The organism is Microbacterium bovistercoris, assembly GCF_003387575.1.
Lineage (GTDB): Bacteria > Actinomycetota > Actinomycetes > Actinomycetales > Microbacteriaceae > Microbacterium > Microbacterium bovistercoris.
The window spans coordinates 287,670-311,478 of record NZ_QUAB01000046.1 but is presented as its reverse complement, the minus strand read 5'-3'; the positions used below and the strand labels follow the sequence as shown (position 1 = coordinate 311,478).

Genomic DNA, 23,809 nt, shown 5'->3' with positions numbered 1-23,809 from the left:
TAGGATAAAAGCCCGTGATGCAGAACTCAGCCGCGCGGTCCGACGACACCACTTTCACGACGAAGCAGATCTTCGTGACGGGCGGTGTCGTTTCTTCATTGGGCAAGGGACTCACCGCCGCAAGCCTGGGGAATCTCCTCACGGCGCGGGGCCTGCGCGTGGTGATGCAGAAGCTCGACCCCTACCTCAACGTCGACCCTGGCACGATGAATCCGTTCCAGCACGGCGAGGTCTTCGTCACCGACGACGGCGCCGAGACCGACCTCGACATCGGCCACTACGAGCGGTTCCTCGACACCAACCTGTCGCAGGCCGCGAACGTGACCACCGGGCAGATCTACTCGCAGGTGATCGCCCGTGAGCGCCGCGGAGAGTACCTCGGCGACACCGTGCAGGTCATCCCGCACATCACCGACGAGATCAAGCGTCGTATGCGCCTGCAGGCCACCGAGCAGCCGCAGCCCGACGTCATCATCACCGAGGTCGGTGGCACGGTCGGCGACATCGAGTCGCAGCCGTTCCTCGAGGCGGCTCGTCAGCTGCGCCACGAGCTCAGCCGTGACAACGTCTTCTTCGTGCACGTCTCGCTCGTGCCGTTCATGGGCGCTTCCGGCGAGCAGAAGACGAAGCCGACGCAGCACTCCGTCGCGGCCCTCCGGCAGGTCGGCATCCAGCCTGACGCGCTGGTGCTGCGCAGCGACCGCCCGGTGAGCGAGAGCAACCTCGCCAAGATCGCGCTGATGTGCGATGTGGATGCCGAGGGTGTCGTGAACACCGTCGACCTGCCGAGCATCTACGACATCCCGTCCACGCTGAACGAGCAGGGACTCGACTCGTACATCGTGCGCCGCCTCGGCCTGGCCGACAAGGCCGCCGACGTCGACTGGACCCGCTGGAACCGGGTGCTGCACGCCGTGCACAACCCCAAGCACGAGGTCACCGTCGGGCTCGTCGGCAAGTACATCGATCTGCCCGACGCGTACCTCTCGGTGACCGAGGCGATCAAGGCCGGCGGCTTCGCCCACGAGGCCAAGGTCAACATCCGCTGGATCCCCTCCGACCTGTGCGAGACGCCCGAGGGTGCCAAGGCGCAGCTCTCCGAACTGGACGCCATCTGCATCCCCGGCGGCTTCGGCATCCGCGGCATCGAGGGCAAGCTGGGCGCGCTGAAGTTCGCCCGTGAGCAGGGCATCCCGACGCTCGGCCTGTGCCTGGGCCTGCAGTGCATGGTCATCGAATACGCCCGTGACGTGGCAGGCATCGCCGGTGCTTCCTCGAGCGAGTTCGACCCCGAGACCGCCGAGCCCGTCATCGCCACGATGGCCGAGCAGGTCGAGATCCTCGACGGCGGCGACCTGGGCGGCACCATGCGCCTCGGCCTGTACAAGGCCGCGCTGGCCGAAGGGTCACTGGCCCGCGAGCTGTACGGATCCGAGGTCGCTTCCGAGCGCCACCGCCACCGCTACGAGGTCAACAACGCCTACCGTTCGCGTCTCTCCGAGGCGGGACTCGTCTTCTCGGGGCTGAACCCCGAACTCGACCTCGTCGAGTACGTGGAGTTGCCCCGCGACGTGCACCCGTTCTACATCGCCACCCAGGCGCACCCCGAGCTGCGCTCGCGCCCGACCTCACCGCATCCGCTGTTCCGCGGCCTGGTCGGTGCGGCCATCGAGCGCCACCGCTCGAGCGAGCTGTTCGGCGATGACGACACCTGATCCGACCTCCCGTCCGGTTCCTGAGCGCCCTTCGTCTCGCTTCGCTCGCTCAGGATCCGCGGGGCAAGACGCAGGGCTGACCGACGAGCCCTTCGCGCCCGAGGTGCTGCAGAGCGACCTCGTGTACGAGGGGCGCGTCTGGGACGTGCGCTCCGACCGGGTGCGCTACGGCGACGGTGAGATCGTGCGGCAGTACGTCGCGCATCCGGGCGCCGTGGCCGTCGTCGCGCTCGACGACGAAGACCGGGTGCTGCTGATCCAGCAGTACCGGCACCCGATCCGGCATCGCGACTGGGAGCTGCCCGCAGGCCTGCTGGACGTCGCGGGCGAAGAGCCTCTCGCCGCCGCGCAGCGGGAGCTCGCCGAGGAGGCCGACCTCACGGCTCAGCACTGGCAGCACCTCGTGTCGTCCTGGACGACGCCGGGCGGCAACGACGAGATGATCCACGTGTATCTCGCCACCGGGGTCGAGCACGCGGCGGCCGCGCATGATCGCGAGGACGAGGAGGCCGACATCCGTCTCGCCTGGGTTCCGCTGTCGGATGCCGCGAACGCGGTGCTCGCCGGACGGATGCACAACGGCATCCTGCAGATCGGCGTGCTCGCGGCCGAGCGGATGCTGCGCCGGCAGGAACCCGCCGGGCAGTAGCCGTGCAGCTCGACCGGGCGATCGACGCGTACCTGCGGCACGTGACGATCGAGCGCGGCCTGTCGGAGCACTCGATCGCGGCCTACCGCCGCGATCTCGCGGGCTACCGGGAATGGCTGGGAGAGCAGGGGATCGGCGACACCGCCGAGATCACCCCTGCCGTGGTTCAGGCGTTCGTCGCCGACCGGGCCGGCGCCGTGCCACCGCCGGCGGCGACCAGCCTGGCCAGGCTGCAGTCGTCGGTGCGCAGCTGGCACCGCTTCCTCGCCAGAGAGGAGATCGAACCGGATGACCCCACCGGCCGGATCCGCCCGCCGAAGATGCCGCGCCGGCTGCCCAAGGCGCTCACCATCGACCAGGTGGAGCGGCTGCTGGACGCTCCGAGCGCGGACGAGCCGCTCGGCCTCCGCGATCGGGCGCTGCTCGAACTGCTGTACGCCACCGGAGCCCGCATCTCGGAGGCCGTCGCGCTCGACGTCGACGACCTGTCGCACGGCGATGTGCTGCGCCTTCGGGGCAAGGGCGACAAGGAGCGGATCGTGCCGCTCGGCTCCTATGCGCGTGCGGCCGTCGACGCCTATCTCACCAGGGTCCGCCCTGACCTGGCGGCCAAGGGCCGGGCATCCGCTCGTCTGTTCCTCGGCGCGCGCGGCGCACCGCTGTCGCGGCAGAGCGCCTGGCTGATCATCCGCGCCGCCGCGGAGCGAGCGCAGATCACCGCCGAGGTCTCGCCGCACACCCTGCGGCACTCCTTCGCCACCCACCTGCTGCAGGGCGGCGCCGACGTGCGCGTCGTGCAGGAGCTGCTCGGTCACGCGTCGGTGGCGACGACGCAGATCTACACGCATGTCTCGGTGGACACCCTGCGCGACGTCTATGCGACCTCGCACCCGCGAGCGCGCTGACCGTCGCCGTGGGCGGTGAGCGCCGACCTGGGCGCGCCGGGATGAGCCAGGGGAGCCGTATCGATACAATCGACCGAGCACGAGGAGCAGGAGAACCGGTGGCGAAGAAGACCAAGGACGACATCCCGATGGGACCGACCGGTCGTCCCTATCACGGGTTCGACATCCCCGCACCGCTCTCCTCGCACGGTCCGGCGCGCATCATCGCGCTGTGCAACCAGAAGGGCGGAGTGGGCAAGACCACGACGTCCATCAACCTCGCGGCGGCGCTGGCCGAGTACGGGCGCAGGGTGCTCGCGGTCGACTTCGACCCTCAGGGCGCGCTGTCGGCGGGCCTCGGCATCCCCACCCACGACATCCCCACGATCTACGACCTGCTGCTGGATCCCAAGCGTGATGCGCACGATGTGATCGTGCAGTCCGCGACCTCGAACCTCGACGTGCTGCCGGCGAACATCGACCTCTCCGCCGCCGAGGTGCACCTGGTCAACGAGGTCGCGCGCGAGACCATCCTGTCCCGCGTGCTCCGTCAGGTCGCCGGGGAGTACGACGTCATCCTCATCGACTGCCAGCCGTCGCTGGGCCTGCTGACAGTGAACGCGCTCACGGCGGCGCACGGCGTGCTCATCCCGCTGGAGTGCGAGTTCTTCGCGCTGCGCGGCGTCGCCCTGCTCATCGAGACGATCGACAAGGTACGCGACCGGCTGAACCCGGCGATCAAGCTCGACGGCGTGCTCGCCACCATGTACGACCCGCGCACGCTGCACTCCCGCGAGGTGCTGGAGAGGGTCGTCGAGGCGTTCGGCGACGACGTGCTCGAGACCGTGATCGGCCGCACCGTGAAGTTCCCCGATGCATCGGTGTCGGGCGTCCCCATCACCGAGTTCGCGCCCGAGCATCCCGCCGCCCAGGCGTACCTGCGACTGGCGCGGGAGCTTGTGTCCCGTGGTGCCGTCGCCTGAGGACACCCAGAATCAGGATGCCGAGGCATCCGGCTTCCGGGTCTCGCTGTCCAACTTCGACGGACCCTTCGACCTGCTGCTGAACCTGATCTCGCAGCACCAGCTGGACATCACCGAGGTGTCGCTGAGCAAGGTCACCGACGAGTTCATCTCGTACCTGAAGGATCTCGACGGCGACGACGAACTGGATCAGGCATCCGAGTTCCTCGTCGTCGCGGCGACTCTGCTCGACATGAAGGTGGCCGGCCTGCTGCCGCAGGGCGAACTGGTGGATGCCGAGTCGGTGGCGCTGCTCGAAGCACGCGACCTGCTCTTCGCGCGGCTGCTGCAGTACCGGGCCTTCAAGGAGGTCTCGGCGTGGTTCTCCCGCTGTCTGCAGCGCGAGGAGCGGCGGCATGTGCGGGCGGTGCCGATCGAGGAGAAGCACCGGAAGAAGACACCCGAACTGGTGTGGACGCTCAGCGCCGACGACTTCGCCGCGCTCGCGGTGCTGGCCTTCGCGCCGAAGGAGATCCCCTCTGTGGGCCTCGATCACCTGCACGCGCCGCTGGTCAGCATCCGCGAGCAGGCGGCCATCGTCGTGACCCTGCTGCGCGCGGCGCCGTCGCTGACGTTCCGCGAGCTGGTCGCAGGCAGCACCGAGCCGGGGGTCGTGGTCGCACGGTTCATCTCGGTGCTGGAGCTGTATCGGCATGCCGCGCTGTCCTTCGAGCAGCTGGAGCCGCTGGGTGAGCTGACGCTGCGCTGGTCCGCCGAGAGCTGGTCCGACGAGATGCTGGCGACGTTGGGAGCCGACTATGACCGATGAAGTGCGCGGGACCGATGACGTGATCGACGCGGAGACGGTCCTCGAGACCCCGCTCACCGAGCGGCTCGAGGCGATCCTGCTGATCATCGACGAGCCGATCGGACTGGTCGCGCTGGCGGCTGCAGTCGGGTCGCCCGTGCCGGCTGTACGGCAGGCGCTCGAGACCCTCGTGGACGACTACGACGGCCGGGGAGCAGGTCCCCGGCGCGGGTTCGAGCTGCGCGAGGTGGGAGGCGGCTGGCGGATGTACGTCCGCGAAGACCACGACGACCTCGTCGCGGAGTTCGTCGGCGGTCAGGCCCCGGCGCGGCTGTCACAGGCAGCGCTCGAGACACTCGCCGTGATCGCGTACAAGCAGCCGGTCACGCGCGGCCAGGTGGCGTCCATCCGCGCGGTGAACGTCGACTCGGTGGTCCGCACCCTGCTGGCCCGCGGGCTCATCACCGAGATGTTCGCCGACTCCGAGACCGGCGCCATCAACTACGGCACCACCGACCAGCTGCTGCAGCACCTCGGCATCAACTCGCTCGACGAGCTGCCGCCGATCTCGCCGCTGCTCGACGACGGTGCAGACGGATTCGACGAAGGAATTGGTTCATGACTGACGAAGCACCCGAGGGCGTCCGCCTGCAGAAGGCTCTCGCGAATGCGGGCGTCGCCTCGCGGCGCGTGATCGAGCAGTACATCGTGGAGGGCCGTATCCGGGTGAACGGGCGTACGGTCACCGAGCTCGGCACGCGCATCGACCCCGAGCACGACTTGATCGACGTGGACGGCACCGCGGTGCAGCTCGACGTCTCCAAGCGCTACGTGATGCTGAACAAGCCCACCGGCGTCGTGAGCTCTATGAAGGACGAGAAGGGGCGCCCCGATCTGCGGCGCTTCACGAAGGACTACGACGAGCGGCTGTACAACGTCGGACGGCTGGATGCCGAGACCAGCGGACTGCTCGTCCTGACCAACGACGGCGAGCTGGCGCACGTGCTCGCGCACCCGTCGTTCGGGGTGACGAAGGTCTACATCGCCAAGGTGCAGGGCGTCGTCACACCTCAGACAATCGCCAAGCTGACGAAGGGTTTCGACCTGGAGGACGGGTTCATCAAGGCCGACAAGGCGCGGCTGCTCGACACGTCGCGGGGTGGCGGTGCCGGGCACAGCATCGTCGAGCTGACCCTGCACTCCGGTCGCAACCGCATCGTCCGCCGGATGATGGCCGAGGTGGGGCATCCGGTCGTCGATCTGGTTCGCCGGCAGTTCGGCCCGCTGCACCTGGGAACGCTCCCTGCCGGGAAGAGCCGTGAACTGACTAAAATCGAACTCGGCGCGCTTTTGACTCTGTCGCGCGAGGAGACCCCTGCCGATCAGGCGCCGGGAGACGTGCAGGAGAAGCAGTGACCGAACCAGGCCATGGTGCCGCGACGCAGTCGCGCGTCTCGGGCACCGTGCGCATCGTCGGCTCCGGACTGCTCGGTGCCAGTATCGGCCACGCCCTGCGCGCGAAGGGCGTCGACGTCGTGCTGGCGGATGCCTCGCCCGCGCAGCTGCGCCTCGCGATCGACTACGGCGCGGGACGCGCCGCATCCGTCGATGACCATCCTGCGCTGATCGTCGTCGCCGTGCCGCCTGATGTCACGGCCGACGTGATCGAGTCCGAGCTGGCGCGCTTCCCGGATGCCGTGGTGACAGATGTCGCGAGTGTGAAGCTCGAGCCCTACCGCGCTCTGCGCGACCGTGGCGTCGACCTGACCCGCTACATCGGCTCTCACCCGCTCGCCGGTCGGGAGCGCGGGGGAGCGATCTCGGCGCGCGCCGACCTGTTCATCGGGCGCCCCTGGGTGGTGTGCCGCGACGAGGAGACGCGCGCGGCCGACCTGTCGCTCGTCGAGGCGCTCGCGCTCGACGTCGGGGCGATGCCGCTCGAGATGACCCCCGAGGAGCACGACCGCTCGGTCGCGCTGACCTCGCACGTGCCGCAGGTCGTGGCCAGCCTGCTGGCTGCTCGCCTCGCCGACGCAGAGGAGGGCGCGCTGCGCCTGGCCGGCCCCGGCGTGCGCGACACGACCCGCATCGCGGCATCCGCTCCTGAGCTGTGGGTGCAGATCCTCGGGGCGAATGCGGCGCCGGTGGTCGACATCCTGGACGCCCTCGCCGAGGATCTGCGCGAGGTGTCGGCCGCGCTGCGCGACCCGGATGCCCCCGGCTCGCGGCGCACGGTGGCGGACGCCATCCGGCACGGCAACGAGGGCGTCGAGCGGCTGCCGGGCAAGCACGGTCAGAACCGCCGGTTCGAGCAGCTCGTCGTCATGGTCGACGACACCCCGGGCCAGCTGGGTCGCCTGTTCGGCGAGCTCGGCGAGCTGGAGGTCAACGTCGAGGACCTGCGCCTGGAGCACTCGCCGGGAGCGCAGTTCGGCCTCGCCGAGATCAGCGTCGCACCCGCCGCGCTGCGCGGGGCGATCGAAGGACTGGAGTCACGCGGATGGCGGATCGCAGGGAGCACGAATGACTGACATCACCTCTACGACGGATGCCGCGAAGTTCATCGCGATCGACGGGCCCGCGGGTTCGGGCAAGTCGAGCGTCTCGAAGGAGATCGCCCGGCGGCAGGGCTACGGCTACCTCGACACCGGCGCCGCCTACCGCGCGCTGGCCTGGTACGTGCTCGAGCGCGGTGCGGACACCGCGGACGAGCAGGCCGTCCTGGCGGCGGCGTCCGACTTCCCGCTGCAGCAGGGACTCGATGCCGACGACCGTCGCGTGGCGGTCGGCGACGTCGACGTGACCGACGCGATCCGCGACCCCCGCGTGTCCGCGGCCGTGAGCGGCGTCGCGCGCGTGCCGGCGGTGCGCGTGCAGGTGAACGAGGTGTTCCGGCGCCTGGTCGCCGAGGCGCCGTACCCGGCCGTCGTCGTCGAGGGACGCGACATCACGACCGTGGTGGCACCGGATGCGCCGGTGCGCATCCTGCTGACCGCGGCACCGGAAGTGCGCGCCGCCCGGCGCGCCGCAGAGCTCGGCGGCGAGAACGCCGCCGCTGTCGCGGAGGCGCTGCACAAGCGCGACCGCAGCGACAGCGCGGTGGTGGACTTCCTCACCGCCGCACCCGGGGTGGACGTCGTCGACTCCACCGACCTGGACTATCAGCAGACCGTCGACGCCGTTCTCGCGGTGATCGGCGAACGGCTAGGAGAACGAAATGGCTGACCCGACGAACGATTCAGGGCAGGCGGAGTACGAGGGCGCGCCCGACCAGCTGGCCGAGAAGATGGCCGCGCTGGACGAGGAGCTCGCCGACCAGCGTGCCGAGGTGCTGCGCGCCTCGCTGTCGGACTACGAGCTGGAGGACGAGGACGACGCGCTGCTCGCGGGCGTCACGCTCGGCGAGGACGGCATCGAGTTTCTGCCGGCCCTGCCGGTCGTCGCGATCGTCGGTCGGCCGAACGTCGGCAAGTCCGCGCTCGTGAACCGCATCCTCGGCCGCCGCGAGGCCGTCGTCGAGGACACCCCCGGTGTCACCCGCGACCGCGTCACGTACAAGGCCGAGTGGCTCGACCGCCGCTTCACGCTGGTCGACACCGGCGGCTGGGAGCCGGATGCCAAGGGCATCGACCGTTCGGTCGCCGCGCAGGCCGAGGTCGCGATCGACCTCTCCGACGTGGTGCTGTTCGTCGTCGACGCGATGGTCGGCGCCACGTCGACCGACGAGCACGTCGTCCGTCTGCTGCGCAAGAGCGGCAAGCCGGTGTTCCTCGTCGCGAACAAGATCGACGACGCACGCCAGGAGCCGGAGGCCGCCGCGCTGTGGAACCTCGGTCTCGGCGAGCCGCACCCGGTCTCCGCGATCCACGGCCGCGGTGTGGCCGACCTGCTCGACGCGATCATGGAGAAGCTGCCCGACGTGTCGGCGGTCGCCAAGGCCGAGATCGGCGGACCGCGCCGCGTGGCCATCCTCGGCCGCCCGAACGTGGGCAAGTCCTCGCTGCTGAACAAAGCCGCGGGCGAGGAGCGCGTGGTCGTCAACGACCTCGCCGGCACCACGCGTGACCCGGTGGACGAGATCGTCGAGCTGGGCGGCAAGCTCTGGCGCCTGGTCGACACCGCCGGCATCCGCCGCCGTGTGCACCTGCAGCAGGGCGCGGACTTCTACGCCTCGCTGCGCACCTCGGCGGCGCTGGAGAAGGCCGAGGTCGCCGTGGTCGTCCTCGATGTGAGCCAGCCGATCAGCGTGCAGGACCTGAACATCATCGACATGGTGCTCGAGTCGGGCCGCGCTCTGGTGCTCGCTTTCAACAAGTGGGACCGCCTCTTCGACGACGACATGGAGAACATCGACCGTCGCCGGTACCTGGAGCGGGAGATCGAGCAGGACCTCGCGCACGTCGCGTGGGCGCCGCGCGTGAACATCTCGGCGAAGACCGGACGCCACTTCGACAAGCTCGTGCCGGCGCTCGAGCTGGCACTCGAGAACTGGGACCGCCGCATCCCCACCGGCAAGTTCAACGCCTTCATCACCGAGCTCGTCGCCGCGCACCCGCACCCGCTGCGAGGCGGCAAGCAGCCCCGCATCCTGTTCGGCACCCAGGCGTCCACGCGCCCGCCGACATTCGTGCTGTTCACGACCGGATTCCTCGACGCGGGCTACCGCCGGTTCATCCAGCGCCGCCTGCGTGAGCTGTACGAGTTCGAGGGCACGCCGATCGTGATCAACATGCGGGTCAGGGAGCGGCGCCAGAGGTAGTCATGACCGACGGGACCTGTGTCTTCTGCGCGATCGTGCGCGGACAGGAGGCGGCGAGCATCGTCTACGTGGACGAGACGGTCGTCGCCTTCATGGACAGGTTCCCGGTCACGCGCGGGCACCTGCTCGTCGTTCCCCGCGCGCATGCCGTCGGGCTCGAGGATCTCGATGCCGCCGACGGGGTGCGCGTCTGGGAGACCGGGCGGGAGCTCGCCCGCGCGCTGCGGCGCTCCGGCATTCCCTGCGACGGGATCAACCTGCTGCTGTGCGATGGTGAAGCGGCGAATCAGTCCGTGTTCCACGTTCATCTGCATGTCATCCCGAGGACGGCGGGCGACGGATGGTCCGACCTGACGCACCATGCGCCGGAGCGCGAGCGCGCCCTGCTCGACGCTGACGCCGAGGTGATCAGACGCGCGCTCGCGATGGACCGCGGCTGAGGCGGAACGCCTACGATGGCAGGTGGATGCCACCACTCCCGGCATCCGCCTGACTGCGCCCACGAGGCCCGCCGAAAGAGGATGCGATGACGCACACCCTGCCCCTGCCAGACTTCACCCACGAACACGTGGAGGTGATCACCGGGCCGCGGAGCGGGCTGTTCATCGCCGTCGCGCTGCACTCGTCGGTGCTCGGCTCCGCCCTCGGCGGCGCACGGCTGTGGACCTATCCGCACTGGAGCGACGCCCTCGGCGACGCGCTGCGGCTGTCGGCCGCGATGACGCTGAAGAACGCCGCGGCGGGCCTGGATGCCGGTGGTGGCAAGTCCGTCATCGGCCTTCCGCCGGGGACCGTGCTGGATGCGGATCGCCGTCGTGCGGCCTTCCTCGATCTCGGCGACGCCGTCGAGCTGCTCGGCGGCGCCTACCGCACGGCGGAGGACGTCGGCTCGACGACCGACGACATGCTGACGGTGAGCGAGCGCACCGCGCACGTGGTCGGTCTGCCCTCGACCGTCGGCGGTTCGGGTGAGCCCGCGGGACCGACCAGCCTCGGCGTGTACGCCTCTCTGCAGGCGGTGCTGTCGAAGCTGACCGGCTCGGCGTCGGCGTCGGGGCGCCGCGTGACGATCTCGGGCCTCGGGCAGGTCGGCGGGCGGCTCGCGCAGCGGTTGGCCGGCGAGGGCGCGGTGCTGACCGTCACCGACATCAACCCCGCGCGCCGCGAGTTCGCGGCGTCGATCGGTGCGACCTGGGCGGAGCCCGGCACCGAGCACCTCGTGCCTGGCGACGTGTTCGTGCCTGCTGGAATCGGCGGCATCCTCACCGACGACGTGATCGATGCGCTCGACGTGAAGGCGGTCTGCGGGCCGGCGAACAACCCCCTGGCCGACCACTCCGGAGCGGACCGGCTCGCGGGGCGCGGCATCCTGTACGCGCCGGACTTCGTCGTGAACGCGGGCGGCGTGATCTATCTCGACCTCGAGGCGAAGCAGCTCGGCACCAGCGAGGAGATCATGGCCCGAGTGGCCGGCATCGGCGACACGGTCCGCGGCATCCTGGACGACGCCGAGTTGCGCGGCATCACCCCGCTCGCGGCGGCGGAGGAGCTCGCGGCGTCGCGGCTGCGCGCCGGGGCGTCGGTCTGACATGGGCGGCGCGGGCATCGAGGTCGAGGTCCTCAGGGAGATCCGGGATCCGGATGCCGAGGATCTCGCCTCTCTGCTCGCGCAGCTTTCGGCCACGGCGACCTTCGACCGCGGACGGTTCGACGCGATCGTCGCGCACGACGCGACCGAGATACTCGTCGCCCGGGCCGACGGACGGATCGTCGGCATGGCGACGTTCGTCTCGCTGCCCCTGCCGTCTGGACTGCGCGGGCATGTCGAGGACGTCGCCGTCGACGGGGCGATGCGCGGGCGCGGCATCGCCCGGATGCTGCTGACGCGCATGACCGAGCTCGCCACGGAACGCGGGCTGCGGACGCTCGACCTGACCTCGCGCCCGTCGCGCGAGTCGGCGCTGAGACTGTACGAGTCGGTGGGGTTCGTGCCGCGAGAGACGAATCTGCTGCGGTTCACGCCCACGGCGGGGGCCGCGTCGCCGGAGGAGAAGCGATGAAGAAGCAGGGACGAGCGGCGCAGGGACTGACTCCATGGCGGTGATCGTGACGCCGTACTCGCCGGAATGGCCCGGACTCTTCGACAGGATCGCTGCCGAGCTCCAGACAGCGCTGACGGGCGTACCCGTCGTCGGAATCGAGCATGTCGGCTCGACCTCGGTGCCAGGGCTTGTCGCCAAGCCGATCATCGACGTCGACGTGATCGTGCGACGAGAGGACGTTCCCGCGGCCGTCGGTGCACTGGAAGCGGCGGGCTACGTGCATCGGGGAGATCTCGGGCTCGTCGATCGCGAGGCGTTCTTCGCCCCCGACGATGGGCTCGCCCGGCACGTGTATCTGTGCGTCGACGGGACGCTGCAGGTGCGTGCGCACGTCGCCGTGCGGGATGCGCTGCGCGCGGATGCCGGACTGCGGGACCGGTACGCGGCTGTGAAGGCGGAGCTGTCGGCTGATCCGTCGATGGACATCGACAGGTACATCGCGGGGAAGTCCGATGTGCTGCAGGACGTACTCGCGGTGTCGTCGTTGACCGAGGATGAGAAGCGCAGGCTGTATGCGCTGAACACGGCCGTTTGAAGCGGCGCCCGGGTCGCGCGGGAGGTGCGCGGGATCGGCGCCGGGGCGAACCGGGAGACGGAGATCGCCGAAGCGGCGCTGGGATACAGCCTCGTTCAGGACGCGGCGGTCAGGTCATCGGGCGTCGCGGAGCGCACTGCGCCGCGCAGGCTGTGAAAGGCTGGACGGGTGACGATCGTTCCTCCCGAGCCCGGCGAACCGCGACGGCCGCTGGGGCCCCTCAACCCAGGTGATGCCTGGGTCGTGGCTGACTCGGGGGAGCGGTACTGGGGCCGGTTCGGTGCGGCCGGTGTGCTCGCTGTCGACGCAGAGCGCGGAGTGCTGCTGCAACACCGGGTCGGGTGGAGTCATTTCGGCGGCACGTGGGGGATACCCGGCGGTGCGCGGCATCAGGACGAGTCGGCGCTGGACGGTGCGCTGCGTGAGGCGCGCGAGGAGGCGGGCATCCCCGAAGGGGCACTGCGTCCGCGGTTCTCGGATGTGCTCGATCTCTCGATCTGGACGTACACGACGGTGGTCGCGGATGTCGTGGAGCCGTTCGACCCCGTGATCAGCGACCCCGAGAGCGTGGCGCTGGAGTGGGTCCAGGTGGCAGAGGTGGCGCAGCGCGCGCTGCATCCGGGGTTCGCGGACTCCTGGGGGCGTCTTTCGGCGCTGCTGTCGCTGCGTCCGGCGATCGTGGTCGATGCGGCGAACGTCGTGGGTTCCGTGCCCGACGGATGGTGGAAGGACCGTGCCGGCGCGGCGGCGCGGCTGTATGCCCGGGTGTCGGCGTGGGCGACGGCTGGTGTGGCGGCCGCGGAGCTGGGGCTGTCGGCGGACCGCTGGCACCCCGAGGTGTCTTTCGTGGTCGAGGGCCAGGCCCGAGGGATGGCCGAGGTTGGCGGTGTCGAGGTCGTGCGGGCGCAGGGGAGCGGCGATGATGCGATCGTGGCTGAGGCGGTGCGACTCGTCGGGGAGGGCAGGACGGTGAAGGTCGTGACGAGTGACCGCGGGCTGCGGGAGCGGGCGGAAGCCGCAGGTGCCGATGTCGCGTCGGCGGGCTGGCTGCTCGCGCAGCTCCCCGCGTCCTGACGCCCGTCACCTGCCGGGTCCTGATGCTTTCGGGGTGTTGACGCTTCCGGGTCCTGAGCGAGCGGAGCGAGACGAAGGACGTCTCCGTGGTTCTGGTTTCCGGGTCCTGAGCGAGCGAAGCGAGACGAAGGGCGTTCTCGCCGCGGTGCCTCAGCAGCCGGGTGCCGTGGGGGTTTCGTTGCAGGTGTGGGCGACCAGCGCCGTGTGCGCCTCGAAGATGCGGATCTGCTGATCGGCCCCGGTCGTGGTCAGAGTGCCTGTGATGGGGAACCAACCGGTGCCGAGGTCGATCTCGGCCGTGTAGGCGATGTCGACGCGGGCCGCATAGGTGCCGCGGGCTGTGTACGTGTGGCTGGTGGCGGTGGGCGTGAACTGAGCCTGGCGGAGGTCGGCCCAGCTGGCTCCGCCGGTCGTGGCCTTGGTGGTGGTGTTGTCGCCGTTGACGAAGGTGTAGGTGGCTGGCGTGAACCGGACGGCGATCGGAAAGCTGAACAACGTGCCGGTCTCGGTGTGGACGCCGGCGTCGGCGACCATGTTCGTGGGCAGACCCACGACGCCGAGGTTCTCGGGTTCGCCGGTGAGGGTTGCGGCCTCGGGAGCGAAGCTGGCGAGGTCGGTGATCGTGATGGCGGGGATGCCGGGAGTGCTTGCCGGCGGCTGGTCTGTGGGATCAGCGTCGTCCTCGATCGGGAGGTAGCAGCCGCGCCACGTGGGAATCTCGTCGTCGCACTTCTCCCAGGACTCCTCCGGGAACACCGGGAACTGGGGGCCGCTCGCGTCGACAGCGCCGCTGCGGTCGCCATCGGCTTGATCGCTGCCTGATTCGGATCCGTCTGAGCCTGGCTTCGTCTTCTTGCCCGTGACGTCGATCCCTGGCCGGCCGTCATCATGCGTAGCCCAACTGACGCCGCCTCCCTCTTGAGGAGGCGTCCCGTTGGCAGAGGCAGCTTGAGGCAGAAGGAGAGCCGTCAGAATTAGCGCGCTTGCGCAAGTGATCACGGCTGGTCGCATTGGAAACCCTCAGCGCGAATATTTGAACTGATGGCTAGCCCAGTAGACGTGTCCGCCTCTACGAAGGTAACTTCGAGAGGCTTTACGTTGAGACGGTCATCCGGGACGATTGACTCGCCACTCTCGCGCGTCATCTCCACAGCAGAAACGTCGAGGCACAGGTTCGCGAGCACCTTCTCCCCATCGAAGCTGAGGGGAGTGAACGAAGTGAATGATGAATCGCCCGTGCGCGTCAAATGCTCGGCGTGGTACGTGCTCAAGCCTTTCTTCTCTGACGCGAGAGCAGGGTTACGAAGAAGGGTGAACACTGGTCCGAATGTGTCGGTATCCGCGAGATCCGTTTGATTGAGTGCGCCGATGTACGCCTCGTACGTCTCCTCAGCCGCGGCGAACGCCTCCTCGTCCGACGCGAACGCCGCCGTCTTCGTCGGCTTCGGCTCGGGCGCGGGGGTGCATCCTGCAAGCAGACCGAGGGCGAGCACGGCGGTGGCGAGGACGGGGAGGATGCGAGAGGACGTCACCCGGCTACGGTAACGGAGATGCCGAAATCGCCTCGGAAGTTATCCACAGGGTGGTTCAGTTCAGGAGTCCCGCCCGCGCAACCGATCGATGTCACGCCTCTCCCGCTTGGTCGGGCGCCCCGCACCACGATCGCGAACGGCGTTCATCGCCATCGGCTCGCGCGGGGGAGTGCGGTCGTCATACGCGGCAGCAGCGAGCGGTGCGCCAACGCGCTTCGTCAGCGTCTGTCGCACCACCAGGATGCGGTCGAACCCGGAGATCCGAACGCGCAGCTCATCACCCGGCTTGACGGACTGGGCGGCCTTGACCTTGTCGCCGTTCACACGGACATGCCCCGCGCGGCATGCGGTCGTCGCCGCTGAACGGGTCTTGTAGATCCGGACTGCCCACAGCCAGCTGTCGACCCGCGCTGTGCCCTCGCTCATCGCGACTCCTTCGAACGCGCGGCGATGAGTGCGCCGGCGATGATCAGACCCTGCCCGAGCGTGTAAGTCAACATGACTGCAGGACTCGTCCACTGCGGCATGGCGTCGGGCAGGAAGAGCCGGAACGCGAGGATCGAGTCGCTGGTGAGGAAGAACACTCCGCCGACGGCGATCAGCGGATGGCATCGCGCCGCCGTCGTCGCCGTCCCGGCGAGCACCAGTCCGTAGGCCGCGACCGCGAAGATGAGCGCGCCGATCGACGAGCCGAGGATCACGAGCATCCCGACCCACCAGACCGCGTAGATCGAGGTCCACCACGGGGTGCGACGGGCTCCCAAGTACTTCGCGAACAACACGATGTATGCCAGGTGCGCGATGCCGAAGAACAGCAGCATCAGCGGCAGCTCCGGCCCCCACGGGAAGAAGGTGCCGGCCTCGTCACCGAACCATGAGAACAGCAGAGCCGCAAGCAGAAGCGCCAGCACCGCTCGCGGGCGCAGCCGCGGGGCCTCGAACACCACGGGCAGTGCGAGAAGAGGCATCAGCGTCATCTTCGTCGGAGCGGCGAGGTCGCTCTCCGTCGCCAGCGCGATCACGTGGATGACGGAGAGAGCGATGTAGGGCACCCAGATCAGCAGGCGGGCGGCGGTGCGTCGCGGCATCCTTCCATCGTATTGCCGTGCCGTCAGTGCGAGAATTCGCGCGTGACCAGCGGGCGGCCGGGTTTCAGCTCACCTACCTGGTGGAATCCTGCGTCGAGGAACGTCGTCAGCACGCCGTGGAAGAGGTCGTTGCTGCGTCCCTTCGCTCCGTCGGTGTCGACCGGGTACGCCTCGACCAGTCGGGCGCCGGATTCCTGAGCGTAGGTAACGGCCGCGTCGAGCAGTGCGGCGTTCACGCCCTTGTTGCGGTGCTCGCGGCGCACGACGAAGCAGCTCACCGCCCAGACGCTGTCATCGTCGAACGGCTCGGATGTCGCGGCGACGATCGCCTTCGTGTGGGCCAGGCGCACCTGACGAGTGCGCGGGCCGATACGGATCCACCCGGCCGCCTCACCGTCCACATAGGCGACGATGCCGGGCGGCGGGCCGTCGGCGATCTCGTCGTGGAGCATGTCGCGGCGCTGATCGAGGTTCGTCGCGTTCCAGTCCTTGTTGCGCAGCATCGGCCAGATGCACTGACAGGATGCTCCGTCGCCGCCACCCGTGAGCGAGTGCTGCACGTCGTCCCACCGTTCGACCGTCGCGCGTTCTGTCGTGATCGTGACCATGTCAGCACGCTACGCCGGGTCACGGACATCGGCCACCACGCCCGGGCCGGCGGTGGTTCGCGATGGCCGTTCGGGTCGGCTAGGATAATGGAGTTGCCCGCGCGGAAGCGCGGTCGTCCACGGGCTGTGGCGCAGCTTGGTAGCGCACTTGACTGGGGGTCAAGGGGTCGCAGGTTCAAATCCTGTCAGCCCGACCACTACAGGCTTATTCGAACCTTTGGACTGAGTAAGCCGGTACAGGTCTGAAGAGAGCCTTCCGCGAGATCGCGGGAGGCTCTCTTCGTTTTGGTGGGCGTGGGTCTGGGCGCTGAGCCGATTGTGCGTGCGCCAGTCATGTAGGACTTCGTTGAGTTCAGTGCGTTGCGAGTCGACCGTGACGTTGCGATCGGTGACACGGACATCCAATCGGCTGAAGAACGCTGAGCGAAGTTGGCGGGGGATGTTGTCGGGCAGCTGCATGTAGAGCGCGCCCGGGTCTTCGAGCAGATAGACGAAGGCGTACGCCTCGTCGACGCCCCGCTGGTTGGTCGCGTACTGTTCGAACGCCCGAATAGTCAGCGGTGCACGGGCCGGATCGACATCGATGGTGTTGACCAGACGTCCGTCGAAGTCCTTGCGCACATTGAGGTAGCCGAGCTTGGCGCGTCCGACGCTCCCGCCTCGTTCCTCATTGTGCTTCCATTGCGTCGCCCAGCTGTTTCTTCTTGGGGGCGTCAACGCCTGAGGAGACGGCTCAAGGCGGAGACATTGGATTCCGCTCATCTTGTTGCTGTGGTTGAGTTCCGGGTCGGCTACTGATTGATCCTGTTCACTGTCTGCGCGCGTACGCTCGGGGGATGCGGACACAGCGTGCGGCGGTCGTGTACAACCCGGTCAAAGTGCCTCTTGACCAGATCCGCCGCGCCGTTGGCGAGCAGGAGCGTGCGCACGGCTGGGAGCCGTCTCGCTGGTATGAGACGAGCAGCGAGGATTCCGGGGTTCGTGCTGCCGAGGACGCGCTTGCCGGCGACCCGACGTTGATGATCGTCGCCGGCGGAGACGGCACCGTGCGGACGGTCGCCGAGGTTGTGCACGGGACTGGTACGCCGATGGCGCTGCTGCCCGCCGGAACCGGGAATCTCCTGGCCCGAAACCTCGGACTTCCGTTGAATGACGTCGATGACGCAGTCGCTGCGGCGTTCTCGGGAGCGACCAGAGCGATAGACGTCGGCGTGGTCGAGCTCGAGAAGGAGACCGGAGAGCGGCGCACGCATCTGTTCCTGGTCATGGCCGGTATCGGACTCGATGCGGAGATGGCTGAGAACACGACCGTGCTGGCGAAGAAACGCCTGGGATGGATGGCGTATGTGGCGCCGATTGCACGATCGGTCATCGCGAACCGTCTGTTCCAGCTGGACTATCGCGTCGACGCTGGACATGTGCGGTCGACGCGTGCGCATACGGTGATCGTCGGCAACTGCGGGACTCTTACGGGCAACATGCTGTTGATCCCGAATGCGAAGGTCGATGACGGACTGTTGGATGTGGTGATGTTCCGTCCGAAGGGTCGACTGGGGTGGGCGGGGATCGGAACCCGCCTGACCCTTCACGGCCTCGCGGGCCGATCTCGGTTCGGACGGAACATGCTCGGCCTCGCACCGGACCTGAGGGCGCTGGAGTACGCGCAAGGCACGCGGTTCGACGCCCGGTTCGAGACTCCGCGGGGGATCGAACTGGACGGCGATAGTTTCGGGCTGGTCAAGCGCGCGCGGATCACCGTCAGAGCAGCAGCTCTCGACATCTGCACTCTGGCAGATGCTGCCTGACGAGACTCAGGCTGCCGTGCGCTTGGCCCGTTGACGGAGGATTCCGAAGATGAGCGTGCCGACGAAGAGCACGATTCCGATGATGGCCAGCCACAGCAGACCCTGGAAAACGAATCCGACGACTGACAGCACCACCCATGCCACAAGCAGGATCACGAGTACTGTCCACATGGTCCCCACTGTACGCGTCATCCCAGGCGAACGGCGAGAACCGGACAGATTCACGGCAAGAGGGTCTCCGCCCGTCTCGAACCTGTGAGCGCGTACATGTCGGACGCGTACGGTCAGCAAATGAACAGTAAGAGTTTGCCTGAAGAGGATGCCGACCGCGAAGCGACCACACACACGAGCGACGGCGGAGTCGAGCGCCGTCCGCGCGCCCCCAGTGAGGGGGACACCAGCTGGGATCGTGCCGTGGGGTTGCACTGGCATCCGTACTCGGCAACCGCGGAGACCGCGGCGCGCGCGGATCTCGAAGATCGGGTACGGGCGTCAAAACCGAAACACATCGCCTCGCAGCGCCCTGATGAGCGCGGCTGAGAGAAAGACTATCGGCGAAGCAGCGACCGGTGTAGTGTCGCGAATGAGCCACCGATTCTCGCGAGGATCTGGTGGCTCATTGTGGAGTGAGAGCTCTCACCGTGATGACGGTCAATGGGGACGCGCGCGATCCGGTGAGGGCTCTTCGACATCTCCCGCCGGTAATGCTGCCTGTGAGCGCACACATGTTCGAGGCGTACCGTCGGTTCATGAACACACAAGTGAAGATCGCAGGGAAAGACCCTGGACTGCTGGGACTGGGATCCGTCCTCGTCGGCTCGCTCCCGGCGACGCTTCTCACAGACGAGGCGCCGGACCGCTACACCGTGGAAGCGGTGTTCACGCGCAAGACGGATCGAGACGAGGTCGCGGCGATCCAAGGAAACGAGACGCGCGCGTACCTGGCAGCGAACGGATTCCCGACCGTCGAACTGCACGTCGCTGATCGGCGACTTGAGATCGCGAATACCAACCTGGAGGAACTCCGGGACGGGCTCGGCGCGGTGCTCGCCACTCTGCTCGCCGAGATCAGCGCCGGCCTTCAATCCGAGCGGATGATCGCAGCCCATCGGTACCAGGACGCCTCGGACCGCGAACAGGAGCGCGCGGCGGCCGTCGCCGCCCTCGCCGATTCCATCACTTTCGCGAGTCGCTCGGTTGAGGCTCCGTCCGATGACGACGCGCGCATCGCCGATTGGTTCGAAGAAGGAGGCGCCGTCCGCACTTAGGACGACGCCGGAGAGAAGCCATCATGGACGGCATCCGTCCGACGATCCGCACGCGACCCCGCGAAAGCGGGACGCGCGGATCGAGCACGTTCACCGAGCTGGCCCAGCAGATCCGCGCCCGCGGGCTGCTGCGCCGGCGCTACGGCTACTACTGGTCGAAACTCGTCGGCGCACCACTCGTGCTCGCCATCTGCCTCGGCGCCTTCGTGTGGATCGGGGACACCTGGTGGCAGCTCTTCACCGCCGCGGTCCTCGCCATCGTCTTCACACAGATCGCGTTCCTCGGCCACGACGCCGCGCATCGACAGATCTTCGTGTCCGGCCGCTGGAACGATTGGATCAGCCTGGTCCTCGGTGACTTGCTGGTCGGCATGAGCTACGGATGGTGGCAGCACAAGCACACAAGGCACCATGCCAATCCCAACAAGCTCGGATCCGATCCCGACATCGAGCTGCCCGTCATCGCCGTCACTGCTGAGACCGCGGCCCGTCAGCACAACCCGGCGATCACATGGCTGCGTGCGCATCAGGGGCTGCTGTTCTTCCCGATCCTGTTCTTCGAAGGGATCTCGCTTCACGCGTCGAGCGTGCGCCGTGTCTTCGCCCGCGGACGCCTGGAGCGGCGCTGGGTGGAGATCACGTTCCTCGCGCTGAGGATGGGCGGCTACCTGGTGCTGGTGTTCATCGTGCTCTCGCCGGGAATCGCCTTCGTCTTCCTGGCGGTGCAGCTGGGGCTGTTCGGGTTCTACATGGGCGTGTCCTTCGCGCCCAACCACAAAGGAATGCCCGTCGTACCACGTGAGATGAAGCTGGACTTCCTGCGGCGGCAGGTGATGATGAGCAGGAACATCCGAGGCGCCCGGTTCCTCGACATCGCCATGGGCGGGCTGAACTACCAGATCGAGCATCATTTGTTCCCCTCGATGCCCCGCCCGCACCTGCGCCGCGCGGCGCCGATCATCGCGGACTACTGCCATGCCCACGACGTGCCGTACACCGAGACCGGACTGTTCGCCTCCTACGCAATCGTCATCAGATACATCAACCGCGTCGGACTCGGAGAACGGGACGTCTTCACCTGCCCGCTCATCGAACAACGCGCACACCTCACCACGAACTGACTGAGCTCCGAAGCCGCAGTGAGAGGACGCGCTCGCCCACCTGGTCGACCCTGAGCCGAGCAGGCGCTGCGCAACCCGCGCGACGGGTTCGTCGTCTCCATCGGCATGCGTCATGCCGAGACGATGGCGTTTCCTGCTGATGGTCGCCGGATCGGCGCCGCCATCCTGAAGCTGTCGTTCAAACATGGCTTTGAGGTCGCTCGTCGGCATCAGTTCCTTGGCGCCGCGACCGCAGGTTCGATCCCCCGGACACGCCACCGGCAGTTCGATGGCTAGGCTCGGTCTACCGCGATCGTTGTCAATCGATCGAGACAGCTGCCTGCGGAGGATCCTCCCGCTCAAGCGATCCGCGCGACCATCGCGAGCGCCGCGGCGAGGAGCAGAGCCAGGTAGGCCCAAGCATGGACGCGATCAGGGATGCGTGGCGGCCAGCGACGCAGCAGCACGATGGCCGGCACAGCGCCCAGCAGCAGAAGTCCGGCGGCGCCCGCATCCACGACGCCGATCATCAGCACGCCGCCGGATGAAGTGTGGCCGTTGGCGGTGAGGAAGACGACGGTTGCAGGGATGCTGATGGCGAGCGTCAGCGGGTTGGCCAGTGTGGCGGCGACGCCCATCGGAAGTCCTGAGCGCCGCAGCAGGGGAACGGTCATGACGCTGCCCCCGACGCCGAGAAGCGCGGCGATGGCGCCGATGGGGGCACCCAGCAGGTCCGGGATCGGCGGCCTCGAGCCGAGAGTTGCCCGTGAGGGCCGCAGGAAGCCCGGCCGCACGAGCACATCCACGATCGTGGCAGCCAGGTAGACCACGAATCCCCAGGAAGCGACCTCTGAGGGCAGGCCGAGCGTGATCACCGCCCCCATCGCTCCACCGCCCGCGAGGAGCGCGAAGAGCCGGCCGCGTCCGCGCAGCAGGGCGAGGACGTCGCGACGGGCGGCGGACGTGGCGATCGCGGCGTTCACGACCATCACCACCGCCGAAGTGGCCACCGCGACTCGGCCGGCGTCGTCCCCGCCGTTCGGGACCACGACCCAGACGATCACCGGCACGGTTACGAACCCGCCGCCGAATCCGAACAGCACCGTGGTGACCCCGGTGAGAATGCCGATGAGGACGAGGAGGAACATCACTCAACTCAGTACAGCGGTGGGAACACTGTCCTGCATTCGAATAATGGGCACATCAGTGCGAGTTCCAGCCAATAGCATTGTTCCGTGCGAAACGTGCCGCTGGAGGCGATGGATGGGTTGCGTGTGCCTGTGCTGCCCATCGCCACCGACTACCCGCCTGGGTATCTTCTGCGCTGGCATGAGCATCGACGGGCGCAGTTCCTGTACGCAGCCACCGGGACGATGCTGGTGGAAACTGATGACGGCGCGTGGACGGTTCCTGGCGAGCGTGGCGTGCTGATCCCGCCGCGGACGCGACACCAGGTGCGCATGCTCGACGTGCAGACCTCGAGTCTCTACATCGAGCCGGCGGCGGTGCCGTGGTGGCCGGCGTCCTGCCGGGTGGTGGATGTGGGGCCGATGCTGCGTGAGCTGCTGCTCGCCGCCTCCGACATAGAGGGGGAGTACTCGGCCGCAGGTCGGGAGGGAGTGCTCGTCGCGCTGATCCTGCATGAGCTCGCGGCGCTGCCGGAGACGCCGTTGCACGTGCCGCTCCCGGTCCGGGCACCCTTCGCCGCCCTGTGCCGGTCCTTCCTGGCCGCTCCCGATGCGTCGGTGAGCAACGCGGCCTGGGCACGGACCGTCGGCATGAGCGAGCGCACACTGACCCGGCACTTCAGCGCTGAGGTGAGAATGAGTCCAGCGGCGTGGCGCGTTCGCGCGCTGCTGCTCGCCGCCATCCCGATGCTGCGCCATCGTTCCGTGTCCCAGGTGGCGACCGATCTCGGCTATTCATCGCCCGCAGCGTTCTCCGTCGCGTTCGCTCGGGAGTTCGGCATGCCCCCGTCACGACTGAGCACTCGCAACGATTCGCCCTCCGCGACGTGATGGCCGCTGCCGGGCTATCGCTCTGCCTTCTCGGTCGCTCCGCGGCGGGCCTGCTCAAGCGCCTTCTCCGTTTCGGTGTATCGATCGCCGGCAGCTCTCTGCCGATCAGCCGACGCCTCGGCGGATGCCCGTGCTCTCTCCGCTTCCGCGTGCACCCGCTCGAGCTCCTTGGCCAGCTCCTCGCCCCTCGCCTCGAGTCGCTCCACCCGCTCCTCAGCCTCAGCCCGCGAAGCCGCCGCCCGCGACAACTCCTTCTCCGCCCGATCCCGCTCCTTCTCGGCCTCGCGTACCGCCTTCTCGGCCTCCTTGCGCTCGCGCCGGGCGCGCACCTCGTCGGCGGGCACCTCCTTGACGGCGGCGGGCGCCGGCGCGCCACCACCGACGACCACCTCCAGATCGACGGGATCGCTGGACAGATCGCGCACCAGCCGACCGGATGCCACCGCCGCGGCGGCATCCGGATCGAAGAACGCCGCCGAGATCGTCCGCTGCACGGCCTCCGCCGTCGACGCCGTGACCCGCTCACCGCGATCGGAGGCCAGCCCCACGGCCTCCTGGGCGAGCTGGCCGGTCAGGGCGCGCCGATCGCGTCCCAGCTTCGCGAGTGCCGCGGCATCGAGCTCGTCCTGCGCCTCGCGCAGCTCCTCCGCGAGCAGCAGCACCTGCGCGAGCCGGTCCGCCCGCTCGTGCGCGAACACGTTCACCACCCACGCGGCGACTGAGGGCTTCGGGAGCGCGCGGATCCGCTTCGCCAGCGCAGCATCCGTCTCATCGGAGGCGCGCGCATTGCGCGCGGCGATGAACTCAGCCGGAGCGAGGGCGTACAGATCGCTCGCGATCGTCGTGAACTCGGCCATGGCCGCGAGCCTACGCTCCCAGGCATCCGCTCTGTCGGCGCCGGG

General features: G+C 68.4%; 29 protein-coding genes and 1 tRNA gene. 21 read left to right on the top strand and 9 right to left on the bottom strand.

Annotated elements, in window-relative coordinates; all coding sequences use genetic code 11:
* The first annotated feature begins 17 nt into the window (after nt 1–17).
* The 15 genes from DY023_RS14790 (at nt 18) to DY023_RS14720 (ending at nt 13,488) form a co-directional block, all read left to right on the top strand.
* Complete coding sequence (locus tag DY023_RS14790; RefSeq protein ID WP_116243087.1) at nt 18–1,715, top strand: CTP synthase; 1,698 nt, start codon at nt 18–20, stop codon at nt 1,713–1,715.
* On the top strand, nt 1,702–2,364 hold the full coding sequence (locus tag DY023_RS14785) for an NUDIX domain-containing protein (protein WP_116243086.1): 663 nt from the start codon (nt 1,702–1,704) through the stop codon (nt 2,362–2,364). The genes DY023_RS14790 and DY023_RS14785 overlap by 14 nt, the downstream gene beginning before the upstream one ends.
* A 2-nt stretch (nt 2,365–2,366) precedes the next feature.
* Entirely contained in the window at nt 2,367–3,269 is a 903-nt protein-coding gene (xerD, locus tag DY023_RS14780; protein WP_116243085.1) for a site-specific tyrosine recombinase XerD, read from the top strand.
* A gap of 128 nt (nt 3,270–3,397) precedes the next feature.
* The gene (locus tag DY023_RS14775; protein WP_116243120.1) at nt 3,398–4,231 is read left to right on the top strand and encodes a ParA family protein; all 834 of its coding nucleotides are present in this window, start codon (nt 3,398–3,400) and stop codon (nt 4,229–4,231) included.
* Nucleotides 4,215–5,039: a segregation and condensation protein A gene (locus tag DY023_RS14770; RefSeq protein WP_425453466.1), complete on the top strand. Its 825-nt coding sequence runs from the start codon at nt 4,215–4,217 to the stop codon at nt 5,037–5,039. Before DY023_RS14775 ends, DY023_RS14770 begins: the two co-directional genes overlap by 17 nt.
* Nucleotides 5,029–5,640: an SMC-Scp complex subunit ScpB gene (gene scpB / locus DY023_RS14765; protein WP_116243083.1), complete on the top strand. Its 612-nt coding sequence runs from the start codon at nt 5,029–5,031 to the stop codon at nt 5,638–5,640. Before DY023_RS14770 ends, scpB begins: the two co-directional genes overlap by 11 nt.
* On the top strand, nt 5,637–6,434 hold the full coding sequence (locus DY023_RS14760) for a pseudouridine synthase (protein WP_116243082.1): 798 nt from the start codon (nt 5,637–5,639) through the stop codon (nt 6,432–6,434). Before scpB ends, DY023_RS14760 begins: the two co-directional genes overlap by 4 nt.
* Nucleotides 6,431–7,549 carry a prephenate dehydrogenase gene (locus DY023_RS14755; RefSeq protein WP_116243081.1) on the top strand — a complete coding sequence of 373 codons (1,119 nt, stop codon included), beginning with the start codon at nt 6,431–6,433 and terminating at the stop codon, nt 7,547–7,549. Before DY023_RS14760 ends, DY023_RS14755 begins: the two co-directional genes overlap by 4 nt.
* The gene (gene cmk / locus DY023_RS14750) at nt 7,542–8,243 is read left to right on the top strand and encodes a (d)CMP kinase (RefSeq protein ID WP_116243080.1); all 702 of its coding nucleotides are present in this window, start codon (nt 7,542–7,544) and stop codon (nt 8,241–8,243) included. Before DY023_RS14755 ends, cmk begins: the two co-directional genes overlap by 8 nt.
* Before the next feature lie 61 nt (nt 8,244–8,304).
* Nucleotides 8,305–9,777, top strand: a complete 1,473-nt coding sequence (gene der, locus DY023_RS14745) for a ribosome biogenesis GTPase Der (protein ID WP_116243119.1) — start codon at nt 8,305–8,307, stop codon at nt 9,775–9,777.
* Nucleotides 9,778–9,779: 2 nt separating this feature from the next.
* Nucleotides 9,780–10,217: an HIT family protein gene (locus tag DY023_RS14740; RefSeq protein ID WP_116243079.1), complete on the top strand. Its 438-nt coding sequence runs from the start codon at nt 9,780–9,782 to the stop codon at nt 10,215–10,217.
* Between the two features lie 86 nt (nt 10,218–10,303).
* Nucleotides 10,304–11,365, top strand: coding sequence for a Glu/Leu/Phe/Val dehydrogenase family protein (locus DY023_RS14735; RefSeq protein WP_116243078.1), 1,062 nt, complete (start codon nt 10,304–10,306; stop codon nt 11,363–11,365).
* A 1-nt stretch (nt 11,366) separates the two neighbouring features.
* Entirely contained in the window at nt 11,367–11,837 is a 471-nt protein-coding gene (locus DY023_RS14730) for a GNAT family N-acetyltransferase (protein WP_116243077.1), read from the top strand.
* Between the two features lie 34 nt (nt 11,838–11,871).
* The gene (locus tag DY023_RS14725) at nt 11,872–12,414 is read left to right on the top strand and encodes a GrpB family protein (RefSeq protein WP_116243076.1); all 543 of its coding nucleotides are present in this window, start codon (nt 11,872–11,874) and stop codon (nt 12,412–12,414) included.
* A gap of 168 nt (nt 12,415–12,582) precedes the next feature.
* Entirely contained in the window at nt 12,583–13,488 is a 906-nt protein-coding gene (locus tag DY023_RS14720; RefSeq protein ID WP_116243075.1) for an NUDIX hydrolase, read from the top strand.
* A 150-nt stretch (nt 13,489–13,638) separates the two neighbouring features.
* Here the strand turns inward: DY023_RS14720 and DY023_RS14715 are convergent, their stop codons facing one another.
* The 5 genes from DY023_RS14715 to DY023_RS14695 all read right to left on the bottom strand — a co-directional run bounded on the left by DY023_RS14715 (nt 13,639) and on the right by DY023_RS14695 (nt 16,716).
* The gene (locus DY023_RS14715; protein WP_245958724.1) at nt 13,639–14,244 is read right to left on the bottom strand and encodes a hypothetical protein; all 606 of its coding nucleotides are present in this window, start codon (nt 14,242–14,244) and stop codon (nt 13,639–13,641) included.
* 239 nt (nt 14,245–14,483) lie between these two features.
* The gene (locus DY023_RS14710; protein WP_116243074.1) at nt 14,484–15,020 is read right to left on the bottom strand and encodes a hypothetical protein; all 537 of its coding nucleotides are present in this window, start codon (nt 15,018–15,020) and stop codon (nt 14,484–14,486) included.
* A gap of 60 nt (nt 15,021–15,080) precedes the next feature.
* Complete coding sequence (locus DY023_RS14705) at nt 15,081–15,446, bottom strand: RNA-binding S4 domain-containing protein (protein WP_116243073.1); 366 nt, start codon at nt 15,444–15,446, stop codon at nt 15,081–15,083.
* Complete coding sequence (locus DY023_RS14700; RefSeq protein ID WP_116243072.1) at nt 15,443–16,108, bottom strand: lysoplasmalogenase family protein; 666 nt, start codon at nt 16,106–16,108, stop codon at nt 15,443–15,445. Before DY023_RS14700 ends, DY023_RS14705 begins: the two co-directional genes overlap by 4 nt.
* Before the next feature lie 23 nt (nt 16,109–16,131).
* Entirely contained in the window at nt 16,132–16,716 is a 585-nt protein-coding gene (locus tag DY023_RS14695; protein WP_116243071.1) for a GNAT family N-acetyltransferase, read from the bottom strand.
* 120 nt (nt 16,717–16,836) lie between these two features.
* Between DY023_RS14695 and DY023_RS14690 the strand changes: the two genes are divergently transcribed.
* Nucleotides 16,837–16,913: transfer RNA gene (locus DY023_RS14690), tRNA-Pro, on the top strand.
* Here DY023_RS14690 and DY023_RS17840 read toward each other — a convergent pair.
* The gene (locus DY023_RS17840; RefSeq protein ID WP_147303312.1) at nt 16,876–17,562 is read right to left on the bottom strand and encodes a hypothetical protein; all 687 of its coding nucleotides are present in this window, start codon (nt 17,560–17,562) and stop codon (nt 16,876–16,878) included. The two genes, DY023_RS14690 and DY023_RS17840, sit on opposite strands and share 38 nt — an antisense overlap.
* Between DY023_RS17840 and DY023_RS14685 the strand changes: the two genes are divergently transcribed.
* On the top strand, nt 17,553–18,521 hold the full coding sequence (locus DY023_RS14685) for a diacylglycerol/lipid kinase family protein (protein WP_220347327.1): 969 nt from the start codon (nt 17,553–17,555) through the stop codon (nt 18,519–18,521). The two genes, DY023_RS17840 and DY023_RS14685, sit on opposite strands and share 10 nt — an antisense overlap.
* A gap of 6 nt (nt 18,522–18,527) precedes the next feature.
* Here the strand turns inward: DY023_RS14685 and DY023_RS18085 are convergent, their stop codons facing one another.
* On the bottom strand, nt 18,528–18,692 hold the full coding sequence (locus tag DY023_RS18085) for a hypothetical protein (protein WP_181905862.1): 165 nt from the start codon (nt 18,690–18,692) through the stop codon (nt 18,528–18,530).
* A gap of 473 nt (nt 18,693–19,165) precedes the next feature.
* On the opposite strand from DY023_RS18085, the gene DY023_RS14680 reads away from it, so the two are divergent.
* The 3 genes from DY023_RS14680 to DY023_RS18080 all read left to right on the top strand — a co-directional run bounded on the left by DY023_RS14680 (nt 19,166) and on the right by DY023_RS18080 (nt 21,186).
* A complete protein-coding gene (locus tag DY023_RS14680; RefSeq protein ID WP_245958730.1) occupies nt 19,166–19,789 on the top strand; it encodes a hypothetical protein in 624 nt (207 codons plus the stop codon).
* 23 nt (nt 19,790–19,812) lie between these two features.
* Entirely contained in the window at nt 19,813–20,910 is a 1,098-nt protein-coding gene (locus DY023_RS14675; protein ID WP_116243070.1) for a fatty acid desaturase family protein, read from the top strand.
* Nucleotides 20,911–21,015: 105 nt separating this feature from the next.
* A complete protein-coding gene (locus DY023_RS18080; protein ID WP_181905861.1) occupies nt 21,016–21,186 on the top strand; it encodes a hypothetical protein in 171 nt (56 codons plus the stop codon).
* 62 nt (nt 21,187–21,248) lie between these two features.
* Here DY023_RS18080 and DY023_RS14670 read toward each other — a convergent pair whose 3' ends face one another.
* Nucleotides 21,249–22,037, bottom strand: coding sequence for a sulfite exporter TauE/SafE family protein (locus tag DY023_RS14670; protein WP_116243069.1), 789 nt, complete (start codon nt 22,035–22,037; stop codon nt 21,249–21,251).
* Between the two features lie 87 nt (nt 22,038–22,124).
* On the opposite strand from DY023_RS14670, the gene DY023_RS14665 reads away from it, so the two are divergent.
* Complete coding sequence (locus DY023_RS14665; protein ID WP_116243068.1) at nt 22,125–22,907, top strand: AraC family transcriptional regulator; 783 nt, start codon at nt 22,125–22,127, stop codon at nt 22,905–22,907.
* A 14-nt stretch (nt 22,908–22,921) separates the two neighbouring features.
* Here the strand turns inward: DY023_RS14665 and DY023_RS14660 are convergent, their stop codons facing one another.
* Nucleotides 22,922–23,764: a transposase gene (locus DY023_RS14660; RefSeq protein WP_116243067.1), complete on the bottom strand. Its 843-nt coding sequence runs from the start codon at nt 23,762–23,764 to the stop codon at nt 22,922–22,924.
* Between the last annotated feature and the right edge of the window lie 45 nt (nt 23,765–23,809).

What these genes read in the sequence shown, in the direction of transcription:
- DY023_RS14725 (WP_116243076.1), top strand. Translation starts at nt 11,872, where the DNA reads ATGGCGGTGATCGTGACGCCGTACTCGCCGGAATGGCCCGGACTCTTC.
- DY023_RS14685 (WP_220347327.1), top strand. Translation starts at nt 17,553, where the DNA reads ATGCGGACACAGCGTGCGGCGGTCGTGTACAACCCGGTCAAAGTGCCT.
- DY023_RS14670 (WP_116243069.1), bottom strand. Translation starts at nt 22,037, where the DNA reads ATGTTCCTCCTCGTCCTCATCGGCATTCTCACCGGGGTCACCACGGTG.
- DY023_RS14675 (WP_116243070.1), top strand. Translation starts at nt 19,813, where the DNA reads ATGGACGGCATCCGTCCGACGATCCGCACGCGACCCCGCGAAAGCGGG.
- DY023_RS14790 (WP_116243087.1), top strand. Translation starts at nt 18, where the DNA reads ATGCAGAACTCAGCCGCGCGGTCCGACGACACCACTTTCACGACGAAG.
- DY023_RS18085 (WP_181905862.1), bottom strand. Translation starts at nt 18,692, where the DNA reads ATGTGGACAGTACTCGTGATCCTGCTTGTGGCATGGGTGGTGCTGTCA.
- DY023_RS14740 (WP_116243079.1), top strand. Translation starts at nt 9,780, where the DNA reads ATGACCGACGGGACCTGTGTCTTCTGCGCGATCGTGCGCGGACAGGAG.
- scpB (WP_116243083.1), top strand. Translation starts at nt 5,029, where the DNA reads ATGACCGATGAAGTGCGCGGGACCGATGACGTGATCGACGCGGAGACG.
- DY023_RS14680 (WP_245958730.1), top strand. Translation starts at nt 19,166, where the DNA reads ATGACGGTCAATGGGGACGCGCGCGATCCGGTGAGGGCTCTTCGACAT.
- DY023_RS14730 (WP_116243077.1), top strand. Translation starts at nt 11,367, where the DNA reads ATGGGCGGCGCGGGCATCGAGGTCGAGGTCCTCAGGGAGATCCGGGAT.
- DY023_RS14785 (WP_116243086.1), top strand. Translation starts at nt 1,702, where the DNA reads ATGACGACACCTGATCCGACCTCCCGTCCGGTTCCTGAGCGCCCTTCG.
- DY023_RS14695 (WP_116243071.1), bottom strand. Translation starts at nt 16,716, where the DNA reads ATGGTCACGATCACGACAGAACGCGCGACGGTCGAACGGTGGGACGAC.
- DY023_RS18080 (WP_181905861.1), top strand. Translation starts at nt 21,016, where the DNA reads ATGCGTCATGCCGAGACGATGGCGTTTCCTGCTGATGGTCGCCGGATC.
- DY023_RS14760 (WP_116243082.1), top strand. Translation starts at nt 5,637, where the DNA reads ATGACTGACGAAGCACCCGAGGGCGTCCGCCTGCAGAAGGCTCTCGCG.
- cmk (WP_116243080.1), top strand. Translation starts at nt 7,542, where the DNA reads ATGACTGACATCACCTCTACGACGGATGCCGCGAAGTTCATCGCGATC.
- DY023_RS14735 (WP_116243078.1), top strand. Translation starts at nt 10,304, where the DNA reads ATGACGCACACCCTGCCCCTGCCAGACTTCACCCACGAACACGTGGAG.
- DY023_RS14705 (WP_116243073.1), bottom strand. Translation starts at nt 15,446, where the DNA reads ATGAGCGAGGGCACAGCGCGGGTCGACAGCTGGCTGTGGGCAGTCCGG.
- der (WP_116243119.1), top strand. Translation starts at nt 8,305, where the DNA reads ATGGCCGCGCTGGACGAGGAGCTCGCCGACCAGCGTGCCGAGGTGCTG.
- DY023_RS14775 (WP_116243120.1), top strand. Translation starts at nt 3,398, where the DNA reads ATGGGACCGACCGGTCGTCCCTATCACGGGTTCGACATCCCCGCACCG.
- DY023_RS14700 (WP_116243072.1), bottom strand. Translation starts at nt 16,108, where the DNA reads ATGCCGCGACGCACCGCCGCCCGCCTGCTGATCTGGGTGCCCTACATC.
- DY023_RS14660 (WP_116243067.1), bottom strand. Translation starts at nt 23,764, where the DNA reads ATGGCCGAGTTCACGACGATCGCGAGCGATCTGTACGCCCTCGCTCCG.